25 protein-coding genes are annotated in these 26,069 nt (G+C 73.2%); 9 read left to right on the top strand and 16 right to left on the bottom strand.

Annotated elements, in window-relative coordinates:
* Nucleotides 1-2: 2 nt before the first annotated feature.
* Nucleotides 3-476, top strand: a complete 474-nt coding sequence (locus ACQ393_RS00285; RefSeq protein ID WP_430644815.1) for a hypothetical protein — start codon at nucleotides 3-5, stop codon at nucleotides 474-476.
* A gap of 64 nt (nucleotides 477-540) precedes the next feature.
* On the opposite strand, the gene ACQ393_RS00280 is transcribed toward ACQ393_RS00285, so the two are convergent.
* The 4 genes from ACQ393_RS00280 to ACQ393_RS00265 form a co-directional block, all read right to left on the bottom strand.
* Nucleotides 541-1,734, bottom strand: a complete 1,194-nt coding sequence (locus ACQ393_RS00280) for a UDP-N-acetylmuramate dehydrogenase (protein WP_430644814.1) — start codon at nucleotides 1,732-1,734, stop codon at nucleotides 541-543.
* Between the two features lies 1 nt (nucleotide 1,735).
* Complete coding sequence (locus ACQ393_RS00275) at nucleotides 1,736-2,182, bottom strand: MaoC family dehydratase (protein ID WP_430644813.1); 447 nt, start codon at nucleotides 2,180-2,182, stop codon at nucleotides 1,736-1,738.
* The gene (locus ACQ393_RS00270; protein ID WP_430644812.1) at nucleotides 2,182-2,628 is read right to left on the bottom strand and encodes an FAS1-like dehydratase domain-containing protein; all 447 of its coding nucleotides are present in this window, start codon (nucleotides 2,626-2,628) and stop codon (nucleotides 2,182-2,184) included. The genes ACQ393_RS00275 and ACQ393_RS00270 overlap by 1 nt, the downstream gene beginning before the upstream one ends.
* An 83-nt stretch (nucleotides 2,629-2,711) precedes the next feature.
* Nucleotides 2,712-3,296: a DUF937 domain-containing protein gene (locus tag ACQ393_RS00265; RefSeq protein WP_430644811.1), complete on the bottom strand. Its 585-nt coding sequence runs from the start codon at nucleotides 3,294-3,296 to the stop codon at nucleotides 2,712-2,714.
* A 239-nt stretch (nucleotides 3,297-3,535) separates the two neighbouring features.
* On the opposite strand from ACQ393_RS00265, the gene ACQ393_RS00260 reads away from it, so the two are divergent.
* Together ACQ393_RS00260 and ACQ393_RS00255 are read left to right on the top strand one after the other, a co-directional pair.
* Nucleotides 3,536-3,910 (top strand): ArsR/SmtB family transcription factor, encoded by a 375-nt coding sequence (locus ACQ393_RS00260; protein ID WP_430644810.1) that lies wholly within the window; start codon nucleotides 3,536-3,538, stop codon nucleotides 3,908-3,910.
* A gap of 1 nt (nucleotide 3,911) precedes the next feature.
* Nucleotides 3,912-4,565: an SRPBCC family protein gene (locus ACQ393_RS00255; protein ID WP_430644809.1), complete on the top strand. Its 654-nt coding sequence runs from the start codon at nucleotides 3,912-3,914 to the stop codon at nucleotides 4,563-4,565.
* Nucleotides 4,566-4,804: 239 nt separating this feature from the next.
* Here ACQ393_RS00255 and ACQ393_RS00250 read toward each other — a convergent pair whose 3' ends face one another.
* The 6 genes from ACQ393_RS00250 to gabT all read right to left on the bottom strand — a co-directional run bounded on the left by ACQ393_RS00250 (nucleotide 4,805) and on the right by gabT (nucleotide 12,985).
* Nucleotides 4,805-6,355 (bottom strand): APC family permease, encoded by a 1,551-nt coding sequence (locus tag ACQ393_RS00250; protein WP_430644808.1) that lies wholly within the window; start codon nucleotides 6,353-6,355, stop codon nucleotides 4,805-4,807.
* Nucleotides 6,356-6,365: 10 nt separating this feature from the next.
* Nucleotides 6,366-7,241, bottom strand: coding sequence for a universal stress protein (locus tag ACQ393_RS00245; protein ID WP_430644807.1), 876 nt, complete (start codon nucleotides 7,239-7,241; stop codon nucleotides 6,366-6,368).
* A complete protein-coding gene (locus ACQ393_RS00240; RefSeq protein WP_430644806.1) occupies nucleotides 7,238-8,614 on the bottom strand; it encodes a flavin monoamine oxidase family protein in 1,377 nt (458 codons plus the stop codon). Before ACQ393_RS00240 ends, ACQ393_RS00245 begins: the two co-directional genes overlap by 4 nt.
* 152 nt (nucleotides 8,615-8,766) lie before the next feature.
* Entirely contained in the window at nucleotides 8,767-10,233 is a 1,467-nt protein-coding gene (locus ACQ393_RS00235; RefSeq protein WP_430644805.1) for an NAD-dependent succinate-semialdehyde dehydrogenase, read from the bottom strand.
* A 44-nt stretch (nucleotides 10,234-10,277) separates the two neighbouring features.
* A complete protein-coding gene (locus ACQ393_RS00230) occupies nucleotides 10,278-11,630 on the bottom strand; it encodes a Glu/Leu/Phe/Val family dehydrogenase (RefSeq protein ID WP_430644804.1) in 1,353 nt (450 codons plus the stop codon).
* Nucleotides 11,627-12,985, bottom strand: coding sequence for a 4-aminobutyrate--2-oxoglutarate transaminase (gene gabT, locus ACQ393_RS00225; protein WP_430644803.1), 1,359 nt, complete (start codon nucleotides 12,983-12,985; stop codon nucleotides 11,627-11,629). The genes ACQ393_RS00230 and gabT overlap by 4 nt, the downstream gene beginning before the upstream one ends.
* 129 nt (nucleotides 12,986-13,114) lie before the next feature.
* Between gabT and ACQ393_RS00220 the strand changes: the two genes are divergently transcribed.
* The 3 genes from ACQ393_RS00220 (at nucleotide 13,115) to ACQ393_RS00210 (ending at nucleotide 15,775) form a co-directional block, all read left to right on the top strand.
* Nucleotides 13,115-14,668 carry a PucR family transcriptional regulator gene (locus tag ACQ393_RS00220; protein WP_430644802.1) on the top strand — a complete coding sequence of 518 codons (1,554 nt, stop codon included), beginning with the start codon at nucleotides 13,115-13,117 and terminating at the stop codon, nucleotides 14,666-14,668.
* A 108-nt stretch (nucleotides 14,669-14,776) separates the two neighbouring features.
* Nucleotides 14,777-14,962, top strand: coding sequence for a DUF1918 domain-containing protein (locus tag ACQ393_RS00215; protein WP_430644801.1), 186 nt, complete (start codon nucleotides 14,777-14,779; stop codon nucleotides 14,960-14,962).
* A 45-nt stretch (nucleotides 14,963-15,007) separates the two neighbouring features.
* Nucleotides 15,008-15,775, top strand: coding sequence for an SGNH/GDSL hydrolase family protein (locus ACQ393_RS00210; RefSeq protein WP_430644800.1), 768 nt, complete (start codon nucleotides 15,008-15,010; stop codon nucleotides 15,773-15,775).
* 28 nt (nucleotides 15,776-15,803) lie between these two features.
* On the opposite strand, the gene ACQ393_RS00205 is transcribed toward ACQ393_RS00210, so the two are convergent.
* Both ACQ393_RS00205 and ACQ393_RS00200 read right to left on the bottom strand, forming a co-directional pair.
* Entirely contained in the window at nucleotides 15,804-16,298 is a 495-nt protein-coding gene (locus ACQ393_RS00205; RefSeq protein ID WP_430644799.1) for an FBP domain-containing protein, read from the bottom strand.
* Between the two features lie 100 nt (nucleotides 16,299-16,398).
* Complete coding sequence (locus ACQ393_RS00200) at nucleotides 16,399-17,772, bottom strand: aminotransferase class V-fold PLP-dependent enzyme (RefSeq protein ID WP_430644798.1); 1,374 nt, start codon at nucleotides 17,770-17,772, stop codon at nucleotides 16,399-16,401.
* A 338-nt stretch (nucleotides 17,773-18,110) separates the two neighbouring features.
* Between ACQ393_RS00200 and ACQ393_RS00195 the strand changes: the two genes are divergently transcribed.
* A complete protein-coding gene (locus ACQ393_RS00195) occupies nucleotides 18,111-19,733 on the top strand; it encodes a stealth family protein (RefSeq protein ID WP_430645325.1) in 1,623 nt (540 codons plus the stop codon).
* 6 nt (nucleotides 19,734-19,739) lie between these two features.
* Here ACQ393_RS00195 and ACQ393_RS00190 read toward each other — a convergent pair whose 3' ends face one another.
* The 3 genes from ACQ393_RS00190 to ACQ393_RS00180 form a co-directional block, all read right to left on the bottom strand.
* A complete protein-coding gene (locus ACQ393_RS00190) occupies nucleotides 19,740-20,711 on the bottom strand; it encodes a phosphodiesterase (RefSeq protein ID WP_430644797.1) in 972 nt (323 codons plus the stop codon).
* Nucleotides 20,712-20,848: 137 nt separating this feature from the next.
* Nucleotides 20,849-21,427, bottom strand: a complete 579-nt coding sequence (locus ACQ393_RS00185; RefSeq protein WP_430644796.1) for a hypothetical protein — start codon at nucleotides 21,425-21,427, stop codon at nucleotides 20,849-20,851.
* Nucleotides 21,428-21,548: 121 nt separating this feature from the next.
* Nucleotides 21,549-22,370, bottom strand: a complete 822-nt coding sequence (locus ACQ393_RS00180) for a universal stress protein (protein ID WP_430644795.1) — start codon at nucleotides 22,368-22,370, stop codon at nucleotides 21,549-21,551.
* A gap of 108 nt (nucleotides 22,371-22,478) precedes the next feature.
* Here ACQ393_RS00180 and ACQ393_RS00175 point away from each other — a divergent pair, with 108 nt between their 5' ends.
* Nucleotides 22,479-24,197 (top strand): GAF domain-containing protein, encoded by a 1,719-nt coding sequence (locus tag ACQ393_RS00175; protein ID WP_430644794.1) that lies wholly within the window; start codon nucleotides 22,479-22,481, stop codon nucleotides 24,195-24,197.
* Nucleotides 24,194-24,835, top strand: coding sequence for a response regulator (locus ACQ393_RS00170; RefSeq protein WP_430644793.1), 642 nt, complete (start codon nucleotides 24,194-24,196; stop codon nucleotides 24,833-24,835). The genes ACQ393_RS00175 and ACQ393_RS00170 overlap by 4 nt, the downstream gene beginning before the upstream one ends.
* A 160-nt stretch (nucleotides 24,836-24,995) precedes the next feature.
* Here ACQ393_RS00170 and rhaS read toward each other — a convergent pair whose 3' ends face one another.
* Nucleotides 24,996-26,036: a rhamnose ABC transporter substrate-binding protein gene (gene rhaS, locus ACQ393_RS00165; RefSeq protein WP_430644792.1), complete on the bottom strand. Its 1,041-nt coding sequence runs from the start codon at nucleotides 26,034-26,036 to the stop codon at nucleotides 24,996-24,998.
* Between the last annotated feature and the right edge of the window lie 33 nt (nucleotides 26,037-26,069).

Below are 26,069 nucleotides of genomic sequence, written 5' to 3'. Positions count from 1 at the left end.
ACATGACCGAGAACAGCGAACGACCCACCACCACCGGCCCGACTGCACCGATCGAGACGGATGCCACGGGCCCGCTCTTCGCCGAGCCGGCCGACGCCGCAGCACCCGTCGCCGACTCGGTGTACGCGGCATCCGCTGCCGGGGATGCGGCCGGGGCCGGGGCCGACCCGACGACGCGACCGACCATCCGCTGGGGCGCGCTCGTGTGGGCGCTCGTGTTCGGCGGAACGGCCGCGCTCACGCTGTGGATCCTGGTCGATCCCACGCGCCAGGTCGCGACTGCGGAATGGCTCACGACGCTCAGCCCGTTCGCCGCTGCGCTCTACGCCCTGATCGCGGTCGGCGTGCTCGTTGCGCTCTTCGGCATCGTCGGGCTCATCCGCCGCGGCGAGCGCGCCCGCGCCCCGCAGGACGCGTCGACGTCGCCCGCAGACGGCCCGCGCACTCCGGTGCACCACGGCGCGCGCCGCGCCTGAACCCGATCGCGCGAACGAACGCGACGCAGCCGACGCCGCGAGCCGCGGCATCCGTCACCTCGCCCTAGAGCTCGACGCCGACCAGCACCGGCTCGGGGTGCAGCACGATCCCGAACTCGGCCTGCACGCGGCCCTGCACGAACCGCGCGAGCTGCGCGAGCTCCTCGGCGCTCGCGCCGCCCCGGTTGGTGAGGGCGAGCGTGTGCTTCGACGAGATCGCCGCCCGGGAGCCCGGCAGGGCGAACCCGCGACGGATGCCGCTGTGCTCGATGAGCCACGCGGCCGAGAGCTTCACGAGCGGCTCCGACGGGTCGGCGCGGCTGTGCGCCTCGGCCGCCTCGACCTCGGCCTGGTGGGCGAGGAAGGCGTCGAGCGGTGACTTCGCCTCGAGCTCGGCGAGCGGCACGACCTCGTCGGGCTCCTCGGGCTCGACGTACCAGCGCGGCGCGTCGCCGGGCAGCGTGCGCGCGACGCGCTCCGAGACGATCGGGTTGGTGAAGAACGAGCCGGCGCTCACCGAGTCGGGGTCGTCGGGATCGAGCACCATGCCCTTGCCCGAGCGGAGGGCGAGGACCGCCTCGCGCACGTCGGCGATCGGCACGCGGTCGCCGAGCTGCACGCCGAGCGCACCCGCCAGCTGCGCGTACGCGACTGGGGTGCCGAGCGCCTGGCCGAGCACCTCGCGCTCGGCGGTCGTGTCGTGCAGGGCGATCTCGATCGAGACGACGACGCCCGCGAGGCCCTGCTTCAGCACCGAGGTGCGGTACCCGAGCTCGAGCTCGTCGGCCGACATGCGGCGCGACCGGTCGGCACCCTCGTCGAGGAACTCGATCGCGACGAGCACGTCGGAGAGCTCCTGGCCGTAGGCGCCGATGTTCTGCACGGGCGCCGCGCCGACCGAGCCGGGGATGCCGCTGAGCGACTCGAGCCCCGAGAACCCGCGCTCGACCGCGAACGCCACGAGCTCGTCCCAGACCTCGCCGGCCTGCACGCGCAGGTGGACGCTGCCGGGCTGGGCGCCGGGCAGCACCTCGATGCCCCTCGTCGCGATCCGGATCACGGTGCCCTGGAAGCCCTCGTCGCCGACGAGCAGGTTCGACCCGCCGCCGAGGACCATCCATCGGCCGCCCGACGCATCGGCCTCCCGCACGAGGTCGACGAGCTCGGTCGACGTCGTCGCCGTGACGAGCCGGCCGATCGGGCCGCCGACGCGCAGCGTCGTGAGGTCGGCGAACGGGATGTCGTGCTGCTCGCTCATGTCAGGCGAGCACCACGCGCACCTGCGCCTTGCCGAGCACGGTCGCACCCTCGAAGCTCACGGTGAGGTCGACGCGCGCGGCGCGCGCCTCGACGTCGAGCTGGCCGACCTTGGCCGACACCGAGACATCCGCCCCCGCCTCGGGATCGACGACCACCGGCCGGGTGAACCGGACCTGGTAATCGGCGACGCGCCCGGGGTCGCCCGCCCAGTCGACGACGGGCTGCACGGCGAGGCCCATGGTGAGCATGCCGTGCGCGAGCACGCCCGGGAGGCCCACCGACGCGGCGACGTCGTCGCGGTAGTGGATCGGGTTGAAGTCGCCCGAGGCGCCCGCGTAGCGGACGAGCGAGTCGCGGGTCAGGTGGAAGTCGCGCTCGGCGACCACGTCGCCGACGGCGAGCGCGTCGAAGTCGGGGGCCGCGGGGGCGGCGACGGTCTCGGGCATCAGTCGTCTCCTCGCACGACGAGGGTGGAGATCGCGGTGACGACGTGCGCGCCCTCCGCGTCGGTGATCACGGACTCGGCGGTGACCATCGAGTGCGCGCCGAGCGTCTTGACGCTCGAGACGGTCAGGGTCGCGGTGAGCTCATCGCCTGCGACGATCGGCCGCGTCGAGGTGAACCGCTGGTCGCCGTGGACCACGCGCGAGAAGTCGATGCCCGCGTCGGGCTCGGCGAGCAGCTGCGCGAGCGTGTGCTCCTGCACGACGACGGCGAACGTCGGCGGCGCGACGATGTCGGCGTGGCCGGCGGCGCGCGCGGCGTCGACGTCGTGGTTGATCGGGTTGGCCGCGAACACGGCGCGCGCGAACTCGCGCACCTTCTCACGGCCGACGAGGTACGGCGCGGTCGGCGCGAACACGCGCCCCTGCAGCTCGGGGTTCACTGGCACCGTGCCAGTCTACGCAGCGCGCTTCGCGCGGCTTCGTCGAGGGCGGGCGAGCGGATGCCGCGGGCTCGAGCCCGCGCGACGCCTCAGCGCTTTCCGCCCCCGAGGAGGCCCCCGAGCAGGTCGCCCAACCCGCCGAGGCCGCCGAGGCCGCCGGTCGATCCGCCCGTCGCTCCCGACCCGCCGGCCGCGCCGCCCAGCAGCCCGCCGAGCAGGTCGCCGATGCCGCCGCCGCCGCCCGTCGACGTGTCGGGCGACGACCCCTGCGTGCGCTTGGTGAACTGCGACGCCAGGAAGCTCAGCACGATCGGCGCGAGGATCGGCAGCAGTTTCTGGATGAGCCCGGGCTCGGCCTTCCCGCCGCTCGATCCGAGCTTCTGCACCACCTCGTCGGTGTTCGCGCCGAAGACGTTGTGCACGATCTTGTCGCCGTCGTCCTCGTCGACCTCGTCGAGGTTCACGCCGCCCTCGAACAGCTGCGGCGGATGGTGCTGCACGGCGCGTTCGAGCGAGGCCGCGCCCGCGGCATCCTGCGCGTTCGCCCCCATGCCGCCGAGCAGCGCCGGCAGCGCCTGGTCGACCGCCGCCCGCGCGGTGGCCTCGTCCACGCCGAGCCTCGATGCAAGATCGGCGATCGGGATGTTGGCGATGATGTCGTCGTACGAGGCCACGGCCCGTCCTTCCCCTGTCGCCCGCCGTCGGGCGCCCACGCTCACGGTATCCGCCGCTGCCCGCGCGTGGAACCCCGGCGCGGGCGCGTGCCGCCCGGCCGACCCGCATCGAGACGTCGCGGATGGTCGGGGCAACTCGCCATCTGCGACCGCTCGGCAGCTCGAAACGCCGGCGGAGTGCCGGCCGGACCATTCCTTCGGTATTGACTTATATAAGTAACAGCTGAATAATAGCTGCCATGCACGCGCTCGACATCCTGGGGGACCCGGTCCGCCGCCGGATCCTCGAGGTGCTCGCCGACGGCGAGCTTGCGGCAGGCGACGTCGGGCGGATCGTGCAGGCCGAGTTCGGCATCAGCCAGCCGGGCGTCTCGCAGCACCTGCGCGTGCTGCGCGAGTCCGGGTTGGCGACCGTGCGCGCCGACGGCACCCGCCGGCTCTACGCGCTCGACCCCGAGCCGCTCGCCGAGGCGGCGCAGTGGTTCACGCCCTTCGAGCGGTTCTGGACGCCGCGACTGGACGCGCTCGGCACCGAACTCGCACGCGGCCGCCGGCAACGCCGACTCGAGGCATCCGCTGCCGCAGCATCGCACCCACCCGAGCAGGAGCACTGACATGGACATCCGAGCACAGATCGACGCCGTCGACCGCGGCGTCGCGACCGAGGAACGCGACGGCGAGCGCATGCGCGTGCAGACCCTCGCCCAGACCTACCCCTCGCCGATCGACGACGTGTGGGACGCGCTCACGACGGCCGAGCGCATCCCGCGCTGGTTCCTGCCCGTGAGCGGCGACCTGCGCCTCGGCGGTCGGTACCAACTCGAGGGCAACGCCGGCGGCACCGTCACCGCGTGCGACGCGCCGAACTCGTTCACCGCGACCTGGGAGTACGGCGGCGGCACGACGTGGATCACCGTCCGGCTCACCGAGGTCGACGCGGAGCGCACGCGCTTCGAACTCGAGCACGTCGCGCGCGCCGCCGACGTCACCGACGAGATGTGGGCGCAAATGGGCCCCTCCCCCACCGGCATCGGCTGGGACGGCGCGCTGCTCGGCCTCGCACTGCACTTCACCACGCGCGAGATCCGGCCCGACAACTCGGCGGAATGGCTGCAGACCGACGATGGCCTGGCCTTCATGCGACTGAGCGCCGACGCCTGGGCGCGAGCGGATGTCGCGGCCGGCGCCGACCCCGCGACCGCGGCGGCCGCAGCCGACCTCGTCTACGGGATGTACACGGGCGCGACCCCGGCACCCATGGACGAGTAGCCCGGCGGGCCGCCCACCGCACCGCACCGCACCACCTGGTGCCGGGCATCGAGAAGTCGTAGATGCACGGCCGCACCCTGCATCCGCGACCTCTCGAGCACGCGGGCGAGCGCGAGGCACGGGGCGCGGCGCCCGGCGCGGCAGTCCGCAACGCCGAACCGCCCCGCCGGGTGTCGCCGGCGAGGCGGTTCGCGTTCACGTGGGGGCCGGCACGGTGAGGACACCGGCCCCGCACGGGTTCAGTCGGCGGACGCCCGCGAGAGCACCTCGCCCCGGAAGAACGCCGGGCGCTTGATCGCCTGCCAGATCATGATCACGACGCCAGTGAGCAGCACGACCATGCCGAGGATGAACACGAGGCCGACGCCGCCGATGTTCGAGCCGCTGCCGTAGTCGGGGTCCATGCTGTCGACGAGGGTCGTCACGAAGAGCACCGACAGGATGACGCCGCCCACGAGCGGGAACAGCAGCGTGAAGAAGAACTCGCGCACCGAACGGAACCAGGTCTTGCGGAAGAACCACACCGCCGCGAACGCGGTGATGCCGTAGTAGAAGCAGATCATCATGCCGAGCGCGGTGATCGTGTCCCAGAGCACGTTCTCGCTGACGAACCGCATGACCGCGTAGAAGACGGATGCCACGACCGCCGAGACGATCGTCGCGTACCCGGGCGTGAAGAAGCGCGGGCTGACCTGCGCGAACTTCGGCGGCAGGGCGCCGTAGTGGCCCATCGCGAGGAGGGTGCGAGCGGGCGAGACGAAGGTCGACTGCAGCGACGACGCCGACGACGTGAGCACCGCGAGCGACACGAGCACCGCGAGCGGGCCGAGCACGGGTCCGGCGAGCGCGAAGAACACGTTGTCCTGGATGTCGGGGTTGCCGAGGCCGAACTCGCCGGTGCCGACGCCCGCGAACGAGATGAGCGAGACCGAGATGAGCAGGTAGAGCGTGACGATGATGAGCACCGACAGGGTCGCGGCGCGACCCGGCGTCTTCTCGGCGCCCTTGGTCTCCTCGTTCATCGTGAGGGTGACGTCCCAGCCCCAGAAGATGAAGATCGACAGCGACAGGCCCGCCGCGAGCGCGCTGAAGTCGCTCACCGCGAACGGGTTGAACCAGCTGAGCTCGATCGGCGTCGCGTCGAACGCGTTGCCGTTCGCGACCTCGACGAGCGCCGCGACCGAGAACAGCACGAGCACGGCGACCTGGAAGCCGACGAGCCAGTACTGCAGCTTCTGCGTGGTGCGCATGTCGCGGTACGAGATCATCGTCGCGCCGAGCATGAACAGCAGGCAGACCACGACGTTCACGAACGGGTTCGCCGCGATGTCGGCGATCTCGGGGTTGCCCGCGACCTGCGAGATGAGCAGGAAGAGGAAGTCGACCGCGATGCCCGCGAGGTTGGAGAGCACGAGGATCGTCGCCGCGACGAGGCCCCAGCCCGCCATCCAGCCGATCCATGGGCCGAAGGCACGCGTCGCCCAGGTGAACGAGGTGCCCGAGTCGGGCATCCGGCGGTTGAGCTCGCGGTAGCCGAATGCGACGAGCAGCATCGGGATGAACCCGAGCAGGATGATCGCCGGCACCTGTGTGCCGACCTCGGAGACGGTCGGGCCGAGCGCGGCGGTCAGCGTGTACGCGGGCGCGATGCACGAGATGCCGATGACGATCGCGCCGATCAGGCCGACGGATCCGGCGGACAGGCCCTTCTTGGTGATGCCGTGCTCGGCCGAGTCGACCGCGCGGGTCGCCTCGGTGAGGGGGGCCTGGTCAGGGGTGTGGTGCGACATTGCAGGTCTTTCAGGAGCGGGTGGTGCGCGGCACCACGATCATCGGTGCCGGGAGCTCGCGCAGCATCTTCGCCGCGGTCGAACCCAGGAACAGGTGGCGCGGCGCCGCGAGGCGGCTCGAGCCGACGAGCACGAGCTCGCCCTGGTGCCAGTCGAGGGCGCGCACGGCGTCCTCGATGGTCTCGCCCGTCGCGGTCTCGACGGTCGCCTCGATGCCCTCGGGGAGCGCCTGGCGGGCTTCGTCGAGCACCTCCTCGGCGTGCACCGAGCTGGTCAGCGCGGCGAGGTCGGCGTCGAGGCCGGCGGGGAGGTCGATGGGCACGAGCGAGAGCAGGCGCAGCGGCGCGTGCGTGGCACGGGCGAGGCGGATGGCCGCCTCGAGGAGCGCGTCGGCGCCGGGCCGGGTGCCGACCGCGGCGGTGATGCGCGTGATGCCCTGCGATGCAGGCACCTCGCGCGACCCGGATGGCGCGAGGAGCACCGGCACGTCGGAGGAGTGCAGCAGCTCGTTCGCGACCGAGCCGATGCGCGAGCGGCCGAGGAGGCCCCCGCGCGCGGTGCCGATCACGATGAGGCGCGCGTCGAACTCGTGCGCGGCCTCGATGAGGCCCTCGGCGAACGACTCGGCGTAGCGGAGGTGCAGCTTCGACGCGACATCCGCCCCCAGGTGCTTGGACGCCGCTTCGAGCCACTCGCGCGACTGCGCGCGGAGGTACCGCTCGTAGCCGGCGTCCGCGGGGACGCTGGAGTTGCCCACCTCGGACGGCAGGACCATGACGACCTCGAGCGGCGCGTCGGCTGCGGCCGCGAGCCGGCTCGCGACGGCGAGCGCGTCGGCGCCCGCGGCGTTCGCGGTGTAGCCGACCAGGATGCTGGTCGCGGTCACGCGCGCACCCCGAGCGCCTCGAGAGCCTGCGACGCGACGAGCCGGCCCATGCGGATGGCGCCGTCGACGTGCTGGTAGCCCTTGCCGGCCATGTCGGAGCAGGCGAAGCGGATCGGGCCGACGGGCGTGCGGAGGTCGGCGCCGTAGCGCGCGAGGCCGCCCATGTCGAAGCTCGCGGCGTACGCGCCGCGGGTCCACTCCTCCGAGCCCCAGTCCGACTCGTAGTAGACGACCGGGTGCAGCGCCTCCTCGCCGTAGTAGTGCGAGAGCGACTCGAGGATGCGCTCCTTGCGCTCCTCGGCCGTGAGTCGGAAGACCTCGTCGGCCGCCTCGTCGGACACGAACCCGACGAGCGTGCCGCGGGTGTCGCCGTGGTTGGTGTTGTCGTACGCCTCGTGCGAGAGCTCGTACGGGCTGAACGCGGTGCCCGACAGGCCCTGCTCGCGCCAGAACGGCGTCTCGTAGACGGCGTGCACCTTGATGACGAAGCCCATCGAGACGTGCTGGTGCATCTGGTGCTGGAGGCGCGGCAGCGGCGGCTCGTACGAGATGCGGTCGTAGAGGATCGGCGCGAGCGCGAGGACGACCTGCTTCGCGTGCACCTCGAACCCGTCACTGATCACGGTGACGCCCGCCTCGGGCGCCTCGGGGTTCCAGCGGATGGTGCGCACCGGCTGGCCGAGCTTCACGGCGTCGCCGAGGCGCTCCGCGAGGCGCAGCGGCAGCTGCTGGAGGCCGCCGACGACGCGCTTGTCGAGGATGAAGTCGGCGTCGACCAGGTTCGAGAACGAGCCGGCGGAGGCCGCCATGAGCAGCGCCTGCAGCGCCGAGAACGCGTGCGTCGGCTTCGTGAGCATCGCACCGGCGATGAACATGCCGATGTTGAGCTTCGCCTCCTCGTCGTCGGTCTGGGTGCCGAGCCACTCGGCGAACGAGATCTCGTCGAGCTCCTTGGCGCGCGGATGCGCCCACGGCGCCTCGGGGTCGATCTCGGCGACGAGGCCGTCGAGCTTCTCGATGAGACCGACGATCTCGCCCTCGGTCTGCGCGGGCACCGGGAAGATCTCGCCCTCGAAGAGGCGGCGCTCGCCGTCCTCCGCGATGTAGACGTTCCGGCCCTCGCGGTAGCGCTCGTACGTCTCGAGCCCGAGCTCGTCGAGCGTCTCGATGAGCGCGTCCTGGTCGGGCGAGACCCACTGGCCGCCGATCTCGAGCATGGCGCCGTCGACGTCGCCGGTCCAGAGGCGGCCGCCGACACGGTCGCGGGCCTCGAGCACGACGACGTCGCGCCCCGCCTTCACGAGCTCGGTCGCGGCCGTGAGGCCTGCGGCGCCTGCGCCGACGATGACGACGTCGGTCTCGATGCGTTCCATGGTGCGAGTGCTTTCTGTGCGTGGTGCCGGCGCTCCGGATCGGAGCGGAGAGTGGGCGGATGCCGCTGCTCGCGGCGCGCGTGCGGCGCGGGCCGCGGCATCCGTCGACCCGGTCGGCCGGGAGCGTCCCGGGCGGGCCGGGACGGACCCGGTCAGGCCGGGATCAGGGTGTACTTCGTGTCGAGGAACTCGTGGATGCCCTCGAAGCCGCCCTCGCGGCCGATGCCCGACTGCTTGACGCCGCCGAAGGGGGCGGCCGCGTTCGATACGAGGCCCGTGTTCAGGCCCATCATGCCGGTGTCGAGGCGGTCGATCATGCGGTGACCGCGGGCGAGGTCCTGCGTGAACACGTAGGAGATGAGGCCGTACTCCGTCGAGTTGGCGAGGCGCACGGCCTCGTCCTCGTCGGCGAACGTCGTGATGCCGAGCACCGGTCCGAAGATCTCCTCGCGGAGCAGGCGCGCGTCGGAGGACACGTCGCCGAGCACGGTCGGCGCGTAGAACGAGCCGGCGCCGTCGATCGCCGAACCGCCGGCGAGCACGGTCGCGCCCTTCGAGACCGCGTCCTGCACGAGCTCGTCGGTCGAGGCGACCGCGTCGGCGTCGATGAGCGGGCCGATCGAGATGCCGTCCTCGGTGCCGCGACCGACGCGCATCGACTGCACGCGCTCGGTCACCCGGCGCGCGAACTCGGCCGCGACCGACTCGTGCACGATGAAGCGGTTGGCCGCGGTGCAGGCCTGGCCGATGTTGCGGAACTTCGCGACGAGCGCGCCCTCCACGGCCTTGTCGAGGTCGGCGTCCTCGAACACGACGAACGGCGCGTTGCCGCCGAGCTCCATCGAGGTGCGGAGGATGCCCTGCGCCGACTGCTCGATGAGCTTGCGGCCGACCTCGGTCGAACCCGTGAACGAGAGCTTGCGCAGGCGCGGGTCGGCGATGATCGGGGCCGAGACCTTCGACGAGCTCGTCGTGGTCACGACGTTCACCACGCCCTTCGGCAGGCCGACCTCCTCCAGCAGCTGCACGAACGCGATGGTCGTGAGCGGCGTGAGCGCGGCGGGCTTGACGACCACGGTGCAGCCCGCGGCGAGCGCCGGCGCGATCTTGCGGGTCGCCATCGCGAGCGGGAAGTTCCACGGCGTGATGAAGTACGACGGTCCGACGGGGCGCTGCGCGACCACGATGCGGCCGGTGCCCTCGGGGTTCCAGCCGTAGCGGCCCGTGATGCGCACCGCCTCCTCGCTGAACCAGCGGAGGAACTCGCCGCCGTACTTGACCTCGCCGCGCGCCTCGGCGAGCGGCTTGCCCATCTCGAGCGTCATCAGGAGGGCGAAGTCGTCGGCCCGCTCCATGAGGAGGTCGAAGGCGCGGCGGAGGATCTCGCCGCGCTCGCGCGGCGCCGTCGCGGCCCAGGCGTCCTGTGCGGCGACGGCCGCATCGAGCGCGCGGATGCCGTCTGCGGCCGACGCATCGGCGATGGTCTTGATCACGTCGCCCGTGGACGGGTCGCGGACCTCGAAGGTCTTCCCGCCCTCGGCGGCGACCCACTCGCCGCCGATGTACAGGCCGTCGGCGACCTGGTCGAGGAGTGCGGATTCCTGCGTTGCAGTGGTCATGCTCGGAGTGTCCGTTTCGTTCGGTGTGCGGTGGTGACGCGCGATCACGGGTAGAGGCCGCGGAGGCGGTGCGCCTCGGCGACACGCTCGACGGCCAGTGCCGTGGCGGCGGTGCGGAGCGAGAGGTCGCGGGCCTCGGCGTAGCCGAGGACGTGGCGCCAAGCGTTCAGCATCCGCTCCTCCAGTCTGCTCTCGACTTCGTCGACCCGCCACCAGTACGCCTGGTTGGCCTGGACCCACTCGAAGTACGAGACGATGACACCGCCCGCGTTGGCGAGGATGTCGGGGACGACCAGCACGCCGCGCTCCCGGAGGATCGCGTCGGCGGCGGGGGTGGTCGGGCCGTTCGCGCCCTCGACCACGACCTTCGCGAGCACGTCCGCGGCGTTGCCGCCGTGCAGCACGCCCTCGACGGCGGCCGGCACGAGCAGGTCGACGTCCTCGGTGAGCACCGCGTCGCGGTCGAGCGCGTCGCCGCCGGCGAAGCCGACGACCGAGCCGGTGTCGCGCACGTGGTCGGAGAGCGCCTCGATGTCGAGGCCGGCATCGTTGCGCACGGCGCCGTACTGGTCGCTGACCGCGACGACGCGGACGCCGCCCTCGGCGAGGAACCGCGCGGCATCCGCACCGACCTTGCCGAAGCCCTGCACGGCGGCCGACGCCCGCGAGGGCTCGATGCCGGCGTGCCGCAGCGCGGCGAGCGCGATGTGCGTGACGCCGCGGCTCGTGGCGGACGCGCGGCCGAGCGAGCCGCCGAGCGCGATGGGCTTGCCCGTGACGATGCCGGGCACCGTGTACCCCGAGTTCACCGAGTAGGTGTCCATCATCCAGGCCATGGTGCGCTCGTCGGTGCCGATGTCAGGCGCGGGGATGTCGCGCTCCGGCCCGATGATCGGCAGGATCTCGCTCGTGTAGCGGCGGGTGACGCGCTCGAGCTCGCCGACCGAGTGGTCGCGCGGGTCGATCGCGATGCCGCCCTTCGCGCCGCCGTACGGCACGTCGAGCAGGGCGCACTTCCACGTCATCCACATCGCGAGCGCGCGGACCTCGTCGAGGTTCACGTTCGGCGCGTAGCGCAGGCCGCCCTTGGCGGGGCCGCGGCTGAAGTTGTGCTGCACGCGGTAACCGAGGTACACCTCGGTCTCGCCGGTGTCGCGGCGCAGCGGCACCGCGACCGCCATCTCACGACGCGGGGTCGCGAGCATGCGGTGCAGGCCCTCGCCGTAGCCGAGCAGCTCGATCGCCTCGGCCAGCTGGGCGCGGGCGTCGACGAGCGGGGTGGGCTCGGCGTCGGCGACGGATGCCGCGTGGGCGACGGATGCCGCGGCCGCGAGGGGCGCGGATGCCGCGTCCGCGACGACCAAGGGCGACGCCGTCGTCGCCGTCACGGGGTTCATGCGTTCCGCAGCCCTTCCGCGACGACGTCGAGGCCCTCGATGAGCAGCTCGTCGGAGATGGCGAGCGGCGGGAGGAAGCGGATGACGTTGCCGTAGGTGCCGCACGTGAGCACGAGCACGCCGTTGGCGTGGGCGTACACGGCGACCTTCGACGTGAGCGCCGCGTCGGGCGCGCCGGTGGCGGGGTCGACGAGTTCGACCGCGACCATTGCGCCGCGGCCGCGGACGTCGCCGATGCGCGGGTCGGCGGTGCGGAGCGCGTTGAGGCGGCCGATGAGCACGGCGCCGATCTGCTGCGCGCGCTCGATGAGGCCGTCCTCCTCGTACGACTCGATCGCGGCGAGCGCGGCGGCGCATGCGAGCGGGTTGCCGCCGTAGGTGCCGCCGAGGCCGCCGGCGTTGGCGGAGTCCATGATGGCGGCGCGGCCGGTGACGGCCGAGAGCGGCAGGCCGCCGGCGATGCCCTTGGCGGTGACGATGAGGTCGGGCACGATGCCCTCGTGCTCGCTCGCGAACCAGGCGCCGGTGCGGGCGAAGCCGGTCTGCACCTCGTCGGCGATGAAGACCACGTCGTTCGCGTTCGCCCACTCGACGAGCGCCGGGAGGAAGCCGGGGGCGGGCACGATGAAGCCGCCCTCGCCCTGGATGGGCTCGATGATGATCGCCGCGAGGTTCTCGGCGCCGATCTGCTTCTCGATCTGGCTGATCGCGCGGGCCGCGGCCTCGGCGCCCGACAGGCCGCCGTCGCGGAAGGGGTAGCTGAGCGGTGCGCGGTAGACCTCGGGCGCGAACGGGCCGAAGCCGTTCTTGTAGGGGATGTTCTTGGCCGTGAGGCCCATCGTGAGGTTCGTGCGTCCGTGGTAGGCGTGGTCGAACGCGACGACCGCCATCTTCCCGGTGTGGTGACGCGCGATCTTGATCGCGTTCTCGACGGCCTCGGCGCCGGAGTTGAAGAGCGCGGAGCGCTTCTCGTGGTCGCCGGGGGTGAGCTCGTTGAGCTTCTCGGCCACCGCGACGTAGGAGTCGTACGGCGCGACCGTGAAGCAGGTGTGCGTGAACGCGTCGAGCTGCGCCTTGACCGCGTCGACGACGCGCGGGTTCGAGTTGCCCACGCCGGTCACGGCGATGCCTGAGCCGAGGTCGATGATCGAGTTGTCGTCGGCGTCGACGATGACGCCGCCGCCGGCCGCGACGACCGAGACGGGGATGGTGTGCCCGACGCCCTTCGCGACGGCCTGCGCCTTGCGCGCGAGGAGCTCCTGCGAGCGCGGGCCCGGGATGCTGGTGACGAGGCGGCGCTCCTGCGGAAGGGCGGGTCCGCCGACGGCGGTGGCCGTGGGTTCGACGATGGTCATGCGATGCTCCGATGCGGTGACGACGGTGGCGATGTCGGGCAATGGTAGGCAGCCCGAAACGGATGCCACCCCCTCCCCGATGTACACTCGAACCCACTCTGCTCGACGCGGCGTACAGAAGGAGGCCTCGTGAAGCCCACCGTGCGCACCCTGCTCGCCCGAGACGACCTCGCGCTCACGCTGCTGACCGACGAGGCGGCGCTCCCGGGCGACGCGCTCGACGCGCCGGTGCCGTGGGTGCACAGTTCCGACCTCGAGGACCCGGCGCCGTTCATCGAACCGGGGCAGGTGCTCCTCACGACCGGAACCCAGTTCGGCGCCGACGCCGGCACCGACGACCCGGCCGGCTTCGAGGCGTATGTCGCGCGGCTGGCCGACGCCGGCATCTCGGCGCTCGGCTTCGGCACCGAGGTCGTCCGCGCGGGTACGCCCGCGCTCCTCGTCGAGGCGTGCGCGACGCACGGCGTGCCGCTCTTCGAGGTGCCCTACCGCACGCCCTTCATCCGCGTCGCGCGCACGATCGCCGAACTCAACGCGGCCGACGCGAACGCACGCCAGGCCTGGGCGCTCCAGGCGCAGCGCGCGATCTCGCTCGCCGCGCTCCGCCCAGACGGCCTCGGCGCGACGCTCGCCGAGCTGAGCAACCGGCTGGGCACCTGGGTCGGGCTGGTGGATGCCGCGGGCGCGCTCGATCGCGAGGCCCCGGTCGGCGGGCTCGGCCAGCCGGCACTCGGCGAGGTCGTCGGCGAGGCCCGCTCGATGCTCCGCCGCGGGCAGCGCGCCAGCCGCACGCTCGAGGCCGGCGCCTCGGTCGGCCGGGCGCAGCGGATGACCCTGCAGACGCTCGGCGCCGGCGGCGCGCTCCGCGGCGTCCTGGCCATCGGCGACTCCCCCGAGCTCGACCAGGCGGGCCGCGAGGTCGTGACCGCGGTGATCGCACTCGCCGGCCTCGCGCTCGAGCAGAACCGCGACCTCGACCGGGCGCGCGGGCATCTCCGTTCCGGGTTGCTGCGCTCGATGCTCGCCGGCGACGTCGAGCTGGCCGCCGAGGTCTCCGCCGAGATGTGGGGCCCGCTTCCCGCCGATCCCGTGCGCGTCGCGGTCGCCGACCTGCCGCCCGAGCACGCCGACCGGCTCACGGAGTTCCTCGAGCTCCGCGTCGACGACCGCGACGGCCGCCTCTTCTTCGGTCGCGACGGCGAGTCGATCGTCGTCGTCTGCGAAGACGCCGACCGCGAGGTCGCCGACGAGCTCGCCGGCGAGTTCGACGTGCCGGTCGGCGTGTCCGACGCGGCATCCGTCGCCGAACTCGGCCGGTTGCACGAGCAGGCGCTGCGCGCCGTCGAGCGCGCCCGCGAGACCGCCCCCGGCGTCGTCTGGTTCGACGACATCAGCCGACAGGGCGTGCTCGCGTTCCTCGCCCGCACGGACGCGCGCGCCGTCGCCCGGGCGACGCTCGAACCGCTCATCGAGTACGACCGCGAGCAGGGCACCACGCTGCTCGACACCACGCGGACCTGGCTCGAGCACGGCGGCCAGTTCGACGCGACCGCGCAGGAACTCGGCGTGCACCGGCACACCGTGCGGAGCCGCATCGCGCTCGCCGAGAAGCTCCTCGGCCGCGACCTCTCGGGCTTCCACGCGCGCGCCGACCTCTGGGCGGCGCTGCTCGCGACCGACTGATCGGGGCGCCGGGCGGTCGGCGCTCGAGCGGGTGCCCGGCGGGGCCCGTCGGGCCTACCGGGCGCGAGTGCGTCGGCGTACCCTGACGAATGGACGGGGAGGTTCGCGATGCAGGCGACGGTCGGCGACCGATTGGTCATCCACGGCAAGCAGGTGGGCAGCGCCGAGAAGCACGGCGAGGTCCTCGAGGTGCGGGGGGCGGATGGCGCGCCGCCCTACTGGGTCCGATTCGACGACGGGCACGAGGCACTGCTCTATCCCGGTGCCGACTGCGAGCTCGAGCACGCGCACTGAACCCCGGAGCGCGAGCGACGCACGGCGCCCGATAGCGTGGAGGGCATGTTCCACACCTACGCGGCGATCGGCGACAGCTTCACGGAGGGCGTCGGCGACGAACTGCCCGACGGCGTCTCGCGGGGGTGGGCCGACTTCGTCGCGCTGGGCCTGGCGAAGGCGGCGGCGCCCGAGCCGGTGCGGTACGCGAACCTCGCGATCCGGGGCCGCAAGCTGGGGCCGATCATCGACGAGCAGCTCGACGCGGCGATCGCGCTCGGTCCCGAGGTGATCAGCTTCAACGGCGGCGGCAACGACATGCTGCGCCCGCGCATGCCCGAGGAGATGGTGGCGAACCGGTTCCGCCAGGCGATCCACCGCATCCGCGACAACGGCATCCACGTGCTCATGCTGAGCGGCGCGAACCCGACCGACCACCTGCCGCTCGGCCGCGTCTTCGACGCGCGCGGCGCGCGCCTCACGGCCGCCCTGCAGGACCTGGCGCAGCTCGACGGGGTCACGTTCGTCGACAACTTCAGCGACCGGACGCTCCGCGACATCCGCTACTGGTCGGCCGACCAGCTGCACCTGAACTCGCTCGGCCACGCCAAGGTCGCCTCGAACGTGCTCACGGCGCTCGGCGTGCCCGTGCCTCCGGAGTGGGGCGTCGCCGAGGTCGCCGCGGCTCCCGCCGGCCGGAAGAGCCGCAACACCGCGACCTACTACCGCGAGTACGTGCTGCCGTGGATCGGCCGGCGGCTCACCGGTCGCTCGTCGGGCGACGGCCGCACGGCGAAGCGACCGACGCTCGAGCCCGTCGCCCTCGACGCCTGACCACGCTCGCGGGCCGAGTCCGCATTGCTCAGTCGGCGAGCACGCCCCGCACGAACGCGCGCGTGCGCCGCGCGAGCCCGTCGATGCGGGCCCAGGCGTGCGATCCGCTGCGCACCTCGGCCGGCGCGAGCGGCGCGTGCAGGCGCACGTTCTCCTGGCACGACAGGTCGCTGCAGACGTAGGTGCCGACCGTGCTCCCGTTCCGCCCGGCCTCGCCGGCACGCCGAGCGGAGAACATCGTGACCTGGTTCGCGGGCTGCTGGGTGTGGCAGAGGTTGCACATGCCGGCGCGGAAGCGCGAAGCGGGCGGGTCGGCCGCCCGCAGCACGATCCCCACGGGTTCGTCGTCGATGAGCGTCACGAGGTAGCCGCGCCGTCCGGCCCTGCGGTCGCGCCAGGCGAGCGCGTCGACGTGCTCCCAATCGACCAGCAGGTACTCCAGCGGCAGCTCGAGCTCCTCGAGCTCCCGATCGGTCGCGTTCACGAACGACGACCTGAGTTCGTCTTCGCTGAGCGGACGCATCCGACCCCCTTCCGACCCGAACCAGTGTAGGCGCGTGGTCGGATGCCGCGGCCGCCCGCCGTCGGCACCACCGCGTCGCAGCGCGCGAGCCGGCCCGGCCTCAGGCGAAGCTCGGTCGCGGCCGGTCGTCGGTGCGCGGGCACCATCCGGCGGGCGTCCGGTCGTACGCGAAGGCGGGTCCGTCGGCGATGAGCCCGGCGAGCGCGTCGAGGAACCGGTCGACGTCGTCGGCCGAGGACCCGGCGCCGAGGCTGACCCGCAGTCCGTTCGCCCGGGTCGCGAGCCGGTCGAAGAACGGGTGCGCGCAGAAGCGCCCGGCCCGCACCGAGATGCCGTGCTCGGCCGCGAGCGCGGCGGCCACGAGCCCCACCGAGCCGCGTTCGAGTTCGAGGGTGGCGATCCCCAGCCGGTCCTCGAGGTCGTCGAAGCCGCGCAGCACGCGCACGCCGGGCTGCGCCGCGAGTCCGTCGTGGAGGCGCGCGGCGAGCGCATCCTCGTGCGCGCGGCGGGCGTCCTCGCCGATCCGCTCGAGCTCGGCGAGGGCGCGCGCGAGCGCGACCGCGCCGATGAGGTTCGGCGTGCCCGCCTCGTGCCGCTCCGGCCCCGTCTTCCACTCCGCGGCGTCGACCGTCACCGACTCGACCGCCCCGCCGCCGGCGAGGTGCGGGGGCGCCGCATCGAGCCAGTCGGCGCGCCCGACGAGCGCCCCGGCGCCGAACGGCGCGTAGGCCTTGTGCCCGGAGAACGCGAGGTAGTCGATGCCGGATGCCGCGAGGTCGACCGGCCGGTGCGGCAGCAGCTGCGCGGCGTCCACCGCGAGCCGGGCGCCGTGCGCGTGCGCGAGGTCGGCGAGCTCGGCGAGCGGCAGCACCTCGCCCGTGAGGTTCGAGGCGCCCGTCACCGAGAGCAGGGCGGCGGGCCGGCGTGCGAGCTCCGCGGCGAGCGCGTCGAGGGTCGCCCCGAACGTCGGGCCCGCGACCACGACGCGCCGTCCGCGCCGCTGCCAGGGCAGCAGGTTGGCGTGGTGCTCGATGTCGAGCACCACGGTCTCGCCGGGCACGGCGCTCGCGAGCAGGTTCAACGCATCGGTCGTGTTGCGGGTGAAGACGACGAGGTCGTCCAGCCGCGCCCCGACCCGGCCGGCGACGGCGACGCGGGCGTCCTCGAGCAGCGCGGTCGACGCCTGCGAGGCGTACCCGGTGCCGCGGTGCACGCTCGCGTAGTACGGCAGCACGGCGCCGACATGGGCCGCCACCGCGGTGAGGGCCGGGGCGGATGCCGCGAGGTCGAGGTTCACGTGCCGCACCGTCCGCCCGCCGAGGACGGGGACCTCGAGTCCGGCGTCGACGAGGTCGGCGAGCGGCACGGGCGCCGGACGGGCGGACGGTGCGACGGACGCGCCCGTCGCGGCGGACGCGGCCGTCGCGGCGGGTGCCCCGGGAGCGGCGGGCACGGTGGTCGCGGTGCTGGTCATGACGCCTCCTGGCTGGCGGGTGCGTCGAGGCTACGGAAGCCGCGCCTGAGCCCTCAACGGCGTCGCGTCACCGGCCGTCACGGCGCGACACGTGACGCAACAGAGGCCCGGCGTCAAGCGCCCCGGCGTCCGTCGCGCACGGTCGTACGATTGACCCACCCGGCGCGATCCGCGCCGCCCGGCGCACTCCAGCCCCGCCCGGCGCACTCGCGCCATCCGCCCACCGAACCGGAGCACCCCACGACGTGACGACGAACGAGCCCGACCAGTCCCGCGACGACCGCACTCGCCTCGAGGGCGACGCCTTCCACCGGCGCGTGCCCGACGTCGATCGCGGACTGCAGCTGAGCGGTGCGCCCGAGCTCGTCCTCGTCGAACCGGATGCCGAGCACGCGCGGTTCCGCCGTGACGACCTCGTGGTGCGCCGCGGCCAGTACGCGCTGCGGAACGGGCACGCGACGCCGCACGAGTCGATGGTCGAGGACCTGCTGGCCGTGGCATCCGCCCTCGACGACGCGCGGGTCGACTACCTGCTCGTCCGCCGCGACGGCGGCCGCCCGGTGATCGCGGTCGACCGGGCCGATCGCAAGCGCGTGGTCCGCGTCCTCGCGGCGGCGTTCGCGAACGAGCCGTTCTACGCGGCGACCCTCATCCCCGAGAAGGCCGCGAGCGCCCGCGACGTCCTCGTGGCCGACGGCGCGCTGTCGACGGCGCGCAAGCCGCTCGCCGTGCGCCTCTACCGCCCCCGCATCGAGCCCGTCGGCCGCCTGCGGTACGGGTCGGAGTCGGCGGTGCAGCTCGAGTTCTGGCGGTTCGGCGACGACGTCATCGAGGCGCCGATCGAGAACGCGCTGATGCGCCGCACGCTCCCCCGCGGCGAGGCCGTCGAGGCGACGGTGCACCTGCACGGGCGCGACTGGCGCACGCTCGAGCACATGTGGGAGCCGCTCGCGAGCGACGTCGACTTCGAGATCGACATGGTCTTCTCGTGGGTCGACGGCTCCGACGTGGAGTTCCTGCGCGAGCGAGCGCGCCGCATGCAGACGTACGTCGTGGGCGAGGGCGACGACTCCGAGGCGCGCTACCGCCAGATCGACGAGCTGAAGTACGCACTGCGGTCGGTGTACCTGTTCGCGCCCTGGGTGCGTCGCATCTTCATCTGCACCGATTCGCGGCCGCCCGCGTGGCTCGCGAAGCACCCGAAGGTCACCATCGTGCGCGCGGAGGACATGTTCGCCGACACGTCGGTGCTCCCGACCTACAACTCGCACGCGGTCGAGAGCCAGCTGCACCGCATCCCCGGCATCGCCGAGCACTTCCTGTACTCCAACGACGACATGTTCTTCGGCCGGCCGATCTCGCCCGACCTGTTCTTCTCGCCAGGCGGGGTCACGAAGTTCGTCGAGGCGGGCACGCGCATCGGCCTCGGCGAATCCGACCCGAGCCGCTCGGGCTTCGAGAACGCGGCGCGGGTGAACCGCGCGCTGCTGCGCGAGAGGTTCGGCAAGGTCACGACCCGCCACCTCGAGCACTGCGCGGCGCCGCTCCGCCGGAGCGTCATGGCCGAGCTCGAGGCGACCTTCCCCGAGGAGTTCCGCCGCACGGCGGCGAGCCGGTTCCGCTCGGCGACCGACATCTCGGTCACGAACTCGCTGTACCACTACTTCGCGCTGCTCACGGGCCGCGCCGTCGTGCAGACCGACGCCAAGGTCAAGTACATCGAGACGACGCTGCAGCGCGCGCTCCCGGCGATGAAGCGCTTGCTGAAGCGCCGCGACATGGACATGTTCTGCCTGAACGACGGCAGCTTCCCCGAGATCTCGGTCGAGGAGCGCACCGAGGCGGTCATCGACTTCCTCGAACGGTACTTCCCGTTCGCGGCGCCGTGGGAGAAGCCCGAGACCACGGATGCCGCGGGACGGCCGGGCGCGACCGAGGATCGGCCGAGCCTCACGGCCTGAGGCGCCTCAGGGCCGCAGTGAGAGCGTCGTCGGCGGAACGAGCAGGGACATCGACTCGACGATCGGCCGCGGCGCCGCCGACGACACCCGCGGCGCGGCATCCGGGATCACGATGCCGTCGGCCGCGAGCCGGCGCGCCGACTCCTCGGCGTCGATGACGTCGAGCGGCGCGTGCGCGCCGACCGGCACGACCGAGTGCAGCACGGTCGTCGGGTAGACGTGCACGAGGTTGAACGCGCGGGCGCCGTCCCAGCCGCGCGTGCCGCCGACCGGCACCGTGAGGTCCTGGGTGTAGCAGCTCGCCGACGCGACCGACACCGGGATGCCGGCGAACGTCGCGGTCGACGAGTAGTGCAGGTGGCCGGCGATGATCGAGCGGATGTCGCTGCCCGCGACGACCTCGGCGAGGGCCGCCTGGTCGCGCAGCTCGACCGAGACCGCGAGGTCCAGCACGCTGGGCACCGGCGGGTGGTGCATGGCGAGGATCGTGCCGTGCGGAGCCGGGATGGCGAGCTCCTCCGCGAGCCAGTCGAGCTGCGCCCCGGTGACCTCGCCGTGGTGGTGCCCCGGCACCGTGGAGTCGAGCGTGATGACGCGGAGGCCGTCGACGTCGTCGACCCGGTCCACCGGGCGCTGGCCGCCGATGCCGTCGCCGAGCAGCCCGCGCCGGAACGCGTCGCGCTCGTCGTGGTTGCCCATGACCCAGATGACGCGCGTGCCGAGTCGCGCCGCGACCGGGTCGACGATTCGCCTGAGGTGCTCGTACGCCTCGGCCTCGCCGCGGTCGGCGAGGTCGCCGGTGAACACGATGGCGTCGGGGCGGCCCCCGGATGCCTCGAACTGCTCGAGGAGCTCCTCGAGGTGTCGGTCGGCCGCCACGCGGTCGTAGAGCCGCCCGCCGCCCGCGAGCAGGTGGGTGTCGCTGACGTGCAGGAGGAAGTGCGACGGCCGCGGATGCTCGGCCAGCCGGGTGTTCACGTGTGCTCCGATCGTTGCGGGGTGACGTCCGGGTGGACTCACGCTAGCGCAGCACATCGGGCCGAACGGCCGGTGACCGCGGAGTGTGACGAAGCTGAACGACCGCGCCGCGGAGCATCCGAGCCCGGCGTCGGAGCTCAGTCCTTCGGCTTGTCGGGCCGGTTGGTGGCGCCGGGCGGATCCGGGCGGCCGTTGCCGGTGTCGGGCTCCTCGGTCGGCTCGACGGGATCCGTCGTCGGCTCGGGGTCGGCCGTCGCCTCGGGTTCGGCGGTCGGCTCGTCGGCCGAGCCGGTCGGCTCGGGCGTGGCCGAGACGATCGGCGGCGCGGTGGTCGCGTCGGGCGCGCCGCCCACCGGGCTCGGCATGACGAACTCCGATCCCGGCCGCGGGCGCGACGCCTCCTCCGTCGACCCCCCGCCCTCGGCGACCGGCGGTTGCGCGATCACCGCCGCGGTCGCGGCGAACGCAGTCCCCGACACGACGAGCGCGCCGACCACGAGGACCAGCATGCGGTGCGCTGCGATCCAGGGCGGCACCGGGCCGGACCGGAACCGTTCGGCGGCTCCGGCGACGGAGGCGAGCGCCACGGCGAGTGCGGCGGTGGTCGCCGACGCCGCGCGGCTCAGCGGCCCGGTGGCCGCGGCGGGAGGGGCCGCGTGACGGCCTCGTCGCCCGTCGCCCGGGCCCGCCTGTCCCGGGTCCTGCATGCCGTCCATCGCCTCGTCCGTCGTTCCGTCGCAGTGCAGCAGCATACCTGCGGATCGACGGAACCACCTCCCGAACGGGGGGTCTTGACGCGGGGGCCCGGATGCAGCATGCGGCGCGGTCCCGATGGGGTCAGGCGACCGACCAGCCGACGAGGACCGCCTCGACGGCGACCTGGGGCACGACGACCACCGGTCCGGCGAGGTTCATCAGGAGGTCGGAGTTCGTGCGGCCGAGCGGCAGGAAGCCGCGGCTCGCGACGCGCCGGCCGGTCACCGTCAGGACGGCGCGACGCGACACCGCGATGAGCGCGTCGGCGGCGTCGCCGCCGGTGCTGCGCACGTCGAGCTGGAGGTCCGGGCCGAGGGCCGAGGCGAGCGCCGCCGCTCGCTCGAGCGCACGCTCGTGCACGTCGTCGCCGTCCGCGGCGCGGAGCAGCACGAGCGGCTCGCCCAGGCGGTCGGCCTCCGCTGCCGCGAAGCGCACGGCCTCATCGCTCTCCGGCCCCTCGGAGACGCCGACGGCCACGCCCGATCGACCCCGCCACGAGGTCACCGGGACGACCGCGCTCGGTGACGCCGCGACCGCGGCGAGCTGCAGGCTGCGCGAGCCCATCGCGCGACCGTGGAAGTAGCCGACCTTGTGGGTGCCGACCACGACGAGGTCGGCGTCGCGCGACGCCTCGGCGAGGGTGAGGATGGGACTGCCGACCGCGACGATTCCGCGCACGTCGACCTCGGGGGCCGAGCGCCTCGCGACGTCGACCTCTCGCTCCGCGCGCTCTTCGGCGGTCGCGCGCAACTCGACGAGCGCAGACTCGCCGAGGCTGCCCCATCCGTCGTCGACGACCGTGACCAGGACGAGCGCGTCGTCGGTGCGCTCGGCGCGTCGCGCCGCCCACTCGACGGCGGCACGGCTCGCGACGCTTCCGTCGGCCCCGACCACGATCGTCATGGCACCAGCATCCGCGCCGGATGCCCCCCGTCCGGGGCCTTTGGTCCCGCCTCGCCCGCGACACGCCGGGTGATAGATTCGGCAGCAACCGCCTGCCATGGAGGTGGCATGGAGCACCCCGCGCCGTTGTCGTTTCCCGAGGGCCCCAGGGCCGAGCTCGATCGCGCGCTGACCGACCTGGTCGAACGCGCCGGCGAGGTCATGCGCACCCAGGGGCGACTGCGGGCCCTGCTCGACGCGACCCGCTCGATCGTCGGCGAGATCGAGCTCGCCGACGTGCTGCGGAGCATCGTGACCTCGGCCGTCGAACTCGTCGACGCGCAGTACGGCGCGCTCGGCGTCCTCGCCCCGCAGGGCGGACTCGAGGAGTTCGTGCACGTCGGGATGCCCGACGACACGGTCCAGCGGATCGGGCACCTCCCCGAGGGTCGCGGGCTGCTCGGCGCGCTCATCGACCATCCCGACGCCATCCGGCTCGAGGCGATCTCGGCGGACCCGAGGTCGGTCGGGTTCCCGGCGGGCCACCCGCCGATGGGCTCGTTCCTCGGCGTCCCCGTGCGCGTCCGCGACGAGGTCTTCGGCAACCTCTACCTCACGAACCGGCGCGGCGGCGGATTCAGCGACGAGGACGTCGAGCTCATCTCGGCGCTCGCGACCGCGGCGGGGCTCGCGGTCGACAACGCCCGCCGTTACGCGGAGGCCCGCACGCGCGAGGCGTGGGCCGCGGCATCCGCCCAGGTCGTGTCGGCGCTGCTCACGTCGTCGTCCGAGGGCACGGCGGCGCTCCTCGCCGACGAACTCGTCGATCGCGGTGCCGCCGACCGCGTCGCGATCCTGGTGGGCGCCGACGAGACGGCGGTCCGCGTGGTCGAGGTCCGCGGCGCGAGTGCCGACGACTGCGTCGCCGGGGCCGTCGTCGACGCCGACCGCACGCTCGCCGCCGTCGTCCTCGAGGGCGGCGAGACGCGCGCGACGCCCGGCGGACGGATCGAGCCGCCCGACGCGCTCGCCCTCCACCACGACGGCTCGTGCGGGCCGGTGCTCTTCACCGCACTGCGCCGCGACGGCGCACCGAACATCGTGATCGCCGCCGCGCGGCACCCGGGCGCCCCGCACTTCACCTCCGCCGAGATGCGGATCGCCGAGGACCTGGCCGAGCGCGTGTCCCTGGCCGCCGAGCTCGCCGAGGCGCGCGAAGCGCAGCAGCGCGGGCTCCTGCTCGAGGACCGGGCGCGCATCGCGCGCGACCTGCACGATCACGTCGTGCAGCAGCTCTACGGCGCCGGACTCGACCTCGCGGCCGCGGCCGCCGACTCCCCCGACCCGGTGGCCGAGCGGCTCGGGTCGGCGGTCGACGCGATCGACGAGGCCATCGCGCAGGTCCGGACGATCGTGTTCGCGCTGACCCCGCAGGACGGTGGCGCGCCGACGCTGCGGCACCGCGTGCTCGACCTCGCCGGGTCGGCGTCGCGGCACCTCCCCCAGCCCGTCGCGGTCTCCTTCGCCGGACCGGTCGACCTGCTCGCCGAGGGCGCGCTCGCGGACGAGCTCACCGCGTCGGTCCGGGAACTGCTCTCGAACGCCGTGAAGCACTCGGGCGCGGCATCCGTCACGCTCACGATCGTCGCGGCCGACGGACGCGTCACGGCCGAGGTCGCCGACGACGGGCGCGGCATCGGCGACGCCGCCCGCCGCAGCGGACTCGAGAACCTGCGCATCCGGGCCGAACGGCTCGGCGGCGCCTTCGAGCTCGACAGCAGCACCGCCGGCACCCGTGCCCGGTGGTCGGCCCCCATCACCCCCACCGAAGGAGACCCGCCGACATGACCCGAGTGTTCCTGGTCGACGACCACGAGATCGTCCGGCGCGGCGTCGCCCAGCTCCTCGATCGCGAGCACGACCTCGAGGTGGTCGGCGAGGCGGGCACCATCGCGCAGGCGCTCTCCCGCATCGAGGCGACCCACCCCGATGTCGCCGTGCTCGACATGCGCCTGCCCGACGGCGACGGCATCGACCTCTGCCGCGAGCTCCGGTCGCGGCATCCGGAGCTCGCGTGCCTGATCCTGACCGCCTACGACGACGACCAGGCCGCCATGTCGGCCGTGCTGGCCGGCGCGGCCGGGTACGTGCTGAAGAACGTGCGCGGCACGACCATCGTCGAGGACGTGCGGAAGGTGGCATCCGGTCGCTCGCTCATGGACCGCTCGATCGCGGCGCGCGTCTCGCAGCAGGCGAAGGCCGACGAGCACGACGACCCGCGCTTCAGCGCGCTCAACCTCCGCGAGCGGCAGGTGCTCGCGCTCATCGCCGACGGGCTCACGAACCGGCAGATCGGCGAGCAGCTCGGCCTCGCCGAGAAGACCGTGAAGAACTACGTGTCGGGGCTGCTGTCGAAGCTCGGCTTCGAGCGGCGCACGCAGGCCGCGATCTACCAGATGGAGCGGCGCGCGCACGGCGACGCCTGACCCGCCGCCCCCCGCGCTGCGCACATCCAAGTGCCGTTTCTGCGGTTGAGCGCGGTTTCGGAGCGTACTCCACCCCAGAAATCGCACTTGGATGGCGCCGGGTACGCGGGACGGGCCCGGGGCGTTCGCCCCGGGCCCGTCCGTGCGGTGCGGTGACTCCTTAGAAGTCGAAGTCGCCGATGTTGTCGGCGTCGAAGACGTAGGGGTCGCCGAGCAGGACCGTGCCGTCGGCGCCGACCTCGTAGTCGCCGAGCTTGCCGGCCTCGAACGTGTCGCCCTCCTCACCGGTGATCTCGCCGGTGATCAGCGCCTGCGCCGCGTACGCGGCCAGGTAGCCCAGGTCGGCCGGGTTCCACAGCGCGAACGCGGTGACCGTGCCGTCCTCGACGTACTCGCGCATCTGGTTCGGGGTGCCCAGCCCGGTCAGCGCGACCTGGCCCTGGTACTCCGAGGTCGAGAGGTAGCGGGCCGCGGCCGCGATGCCGACCGTGGTGGGCGAGATGATGCCCTTCAGCTCCGGGTAGGTCTGCAGCAGCGCCGCGGTCTTGTCGAACGAGGTCTGGTCGTCGTCGTCACCGTAGACGACCTCGACCAGCTCGATGTCGGGGTGGCTGGCGGCCAGCTCCTCCTCCATCATCTCGATCCACGCGTTCTGGTTCGTCGCGTTCGCCGACGCCGACAGGATCGCGATCTGACCGGCATCCCCGATCTGCTCCGCGATCAGGTCGACCTGGACCTTCGCGATGCCCTCAGCGGTGGCCTGGTTGATGAACAGGTCACGGCACTCCGGGTTGGTGTCCGAGTCGAACGTGACGACCTTGACCCCGGCGCTGGATGCCTCGTCCAGGGCGTCGCAGATCGCCTCCGGGTCGTTCGCCGACACCACCAGGGCGCCCACGCCCTGCTGCGCCGCGGTCTGGATGAACGACACCTGCGACGTCGGCGACGCCTCCGAGGGGCCGACCTCGGCGAAGGTGCCGCCGAACTCCTCAACCGCCTCCTCGCCGCCGGCCGACGAGGTGTCGAAGTACGGGTTGCCCAGGTTCTTCGGCAGGAACGTGACCGACAGGTTCGCGTCATCCCCGCCCCCGTCACCCCCGCCATCCCCGCTCGAGGCGCAGCCCGTCAGGGCCAGGACCGTCGCGGCAGCCGCCGCAGTGATCGCCACGCCGAAACGGCGCGAACGGTGCTTGGTGAACATCGTTGTTTCCTTCCTTGGTGCCGATGAGGCGAC

It is taken from the genome of Agromyces sp. GXS1127, from assembly GCF_050565425.1.
Taxonomy (GTDB): Bacteria; Actinomycetota; Actinomycetes; order Actinomycetales; family Microbacteriaceae; genus Agromyces.
The sequence above is the reverse complement of the archived record's forward strand: the minus strand, read 5'-3'. Positions and strand labels throughout refer to the sequence as shown.

What these genes read in the sequence shown, in the direction of transcription:
- ACQ393_RS00215 (WP_430644801.1), top strand. Translation starts at nt 14,777, where the DNA reads ATGCAGGCGACGGTCGGCGACCGATTGGTCATCCACGGCAAGCAGGTG.
- ACQ393_RS00210 (WP_430644800.1), top strand. Translation starts at nt 15,008, where the DNA reads ATGTTCCACACCTACGCGGCGATCGGCGACAGCTTCACGGAGGGCGTC.
- ACQ393_RS00250 (WP_430644808.1), bottom strand. Translation starts at nt 6,355, where the DNA reads ATGTCGCACCACACCCCTGACCAGGCCCCCCTCACCGAGGCGACCCGC.
- ACQ393_RS00175 (WP_430644794.1), top strand. Translation starts at nt 22,479, where the DNA reads ATGGAGCACCCCGCGCCGTTGTCGTTTCCCGAGGGCCCCAGGGCCGAG.
- gabT (WP_430644803.1), bottom strand. Translation starts at nt 12,985, where the DNA reads ATGACCATCGTCGAACCCACGGCCACCGCCGTCGGCGGACCCGCCCTT.
- ACQ393_RS00230 (WP_430644804.1), bottom strand. Translation starts at nt 11,630, where the DNA reads ATGAACCCCGTGACGGCGACGACGGCGTCGCCCTTGGTCGTCGCGGAC.
- ACQ393_RS00260 (WP_430644810.1), top strand. Translation starts at nt 3,536, where the DNA reads ATGCACGCGCTCGACATCCTGGGGGACCCGGTCCGCCGCCGGATCCTC.
- ACQ393_RS00200 (WP_430644798.1), bottom strand. Translation starts at nt 17,772, where the DNA reads ATGACCAGCACCGCGACCACCGTGCCCGCCGCTCCCGGGGCACCCGCC.
- ACQ393_RS00280 (WP_430644814.1), bottom strand. Translation starts at nt 1,734, where the DNA reads ATGAGCGAGCAGCACGACATCCCGTTCGCCGACCTCACGACGCTGCGC.
- ACQ393_RS00255 (WP_430644809.1), top strand. Translation starts at nt 3,912, where the DNA reads ATGGACATCCGAGCACAGATCGACGCCGTCGACCGCGGCGTCGCGACC.
- ACQ393_RS00275 (WP_430644813.1), bottom strand. Translation starts at nt 2,182, where the DNA reads ATGCCCGAGACCGTCGCCGCCCCCGCGGCCCCCGACTTCGACGCGCTC.
- ACQ393_RS00285 (WP_430644815.1), top strand. Translation starts at nt 3, where the DNA reads ATGACCGAGAACAGCGAACGACCCACCACCACCGGCCCGACTGCACCG.
- ACQ393_RS00185 (WP_430644796.1), bottom strand. Translation starts at nt 21,427, where the DNA reads ATGGACGGCATGCAGGACCCGGGACAGGCGGGCCCGGGCGACGGGCGA.
- ACQ393_RS00240 (WP_430644806.1), bottom strand. Translation starts at nt 8,614, where the DNA reads ATGGAACGCATCGAGACCGACGTCGTCATCGTCGGCGCAGGCGCCGCA.
- ACQ393_RS00170 (WP_430644793.1), top strand. Translation starts at nt 24,194, where the DNA reads ATGACCCGAGTGTTCCTGGTCGACGACCACGAGATCGTCCGGCGCGGC.
- ACQ393_RS00180 (WP_430644795.1), bottom strand. Translation starts at nt 22,370, where the DNA reads ATGACGATCGTGGTCGGGGCCGACGGAAGCGTCGCGAGCCGTGCCGCC.
- ACQ393_RS00235 (WP_430644805.1), bottom strand. Translation starts at nt 10,233, where the DNA reads ATGACCACTGCAACGCAGGAATCCGCACTCCTCGACCAGGTCGCCGAC.
- rhaS (WP_430644792.1), bottom strand. Translation starts at nt 26,036, where the DNA reads ATGTTCACCAAGCACCGTTCGCGCCGTTTCGGCGTGGCGATCACTGCG.
- ACQ393_RS00205 (WP_430644799.1), bottom strand. Translation starts at nt 16,298, where the DNA reads ATGCGTCCGCTCAGCGAAGACGAACTCAGGTCGTCGTTCGTGAACGCG.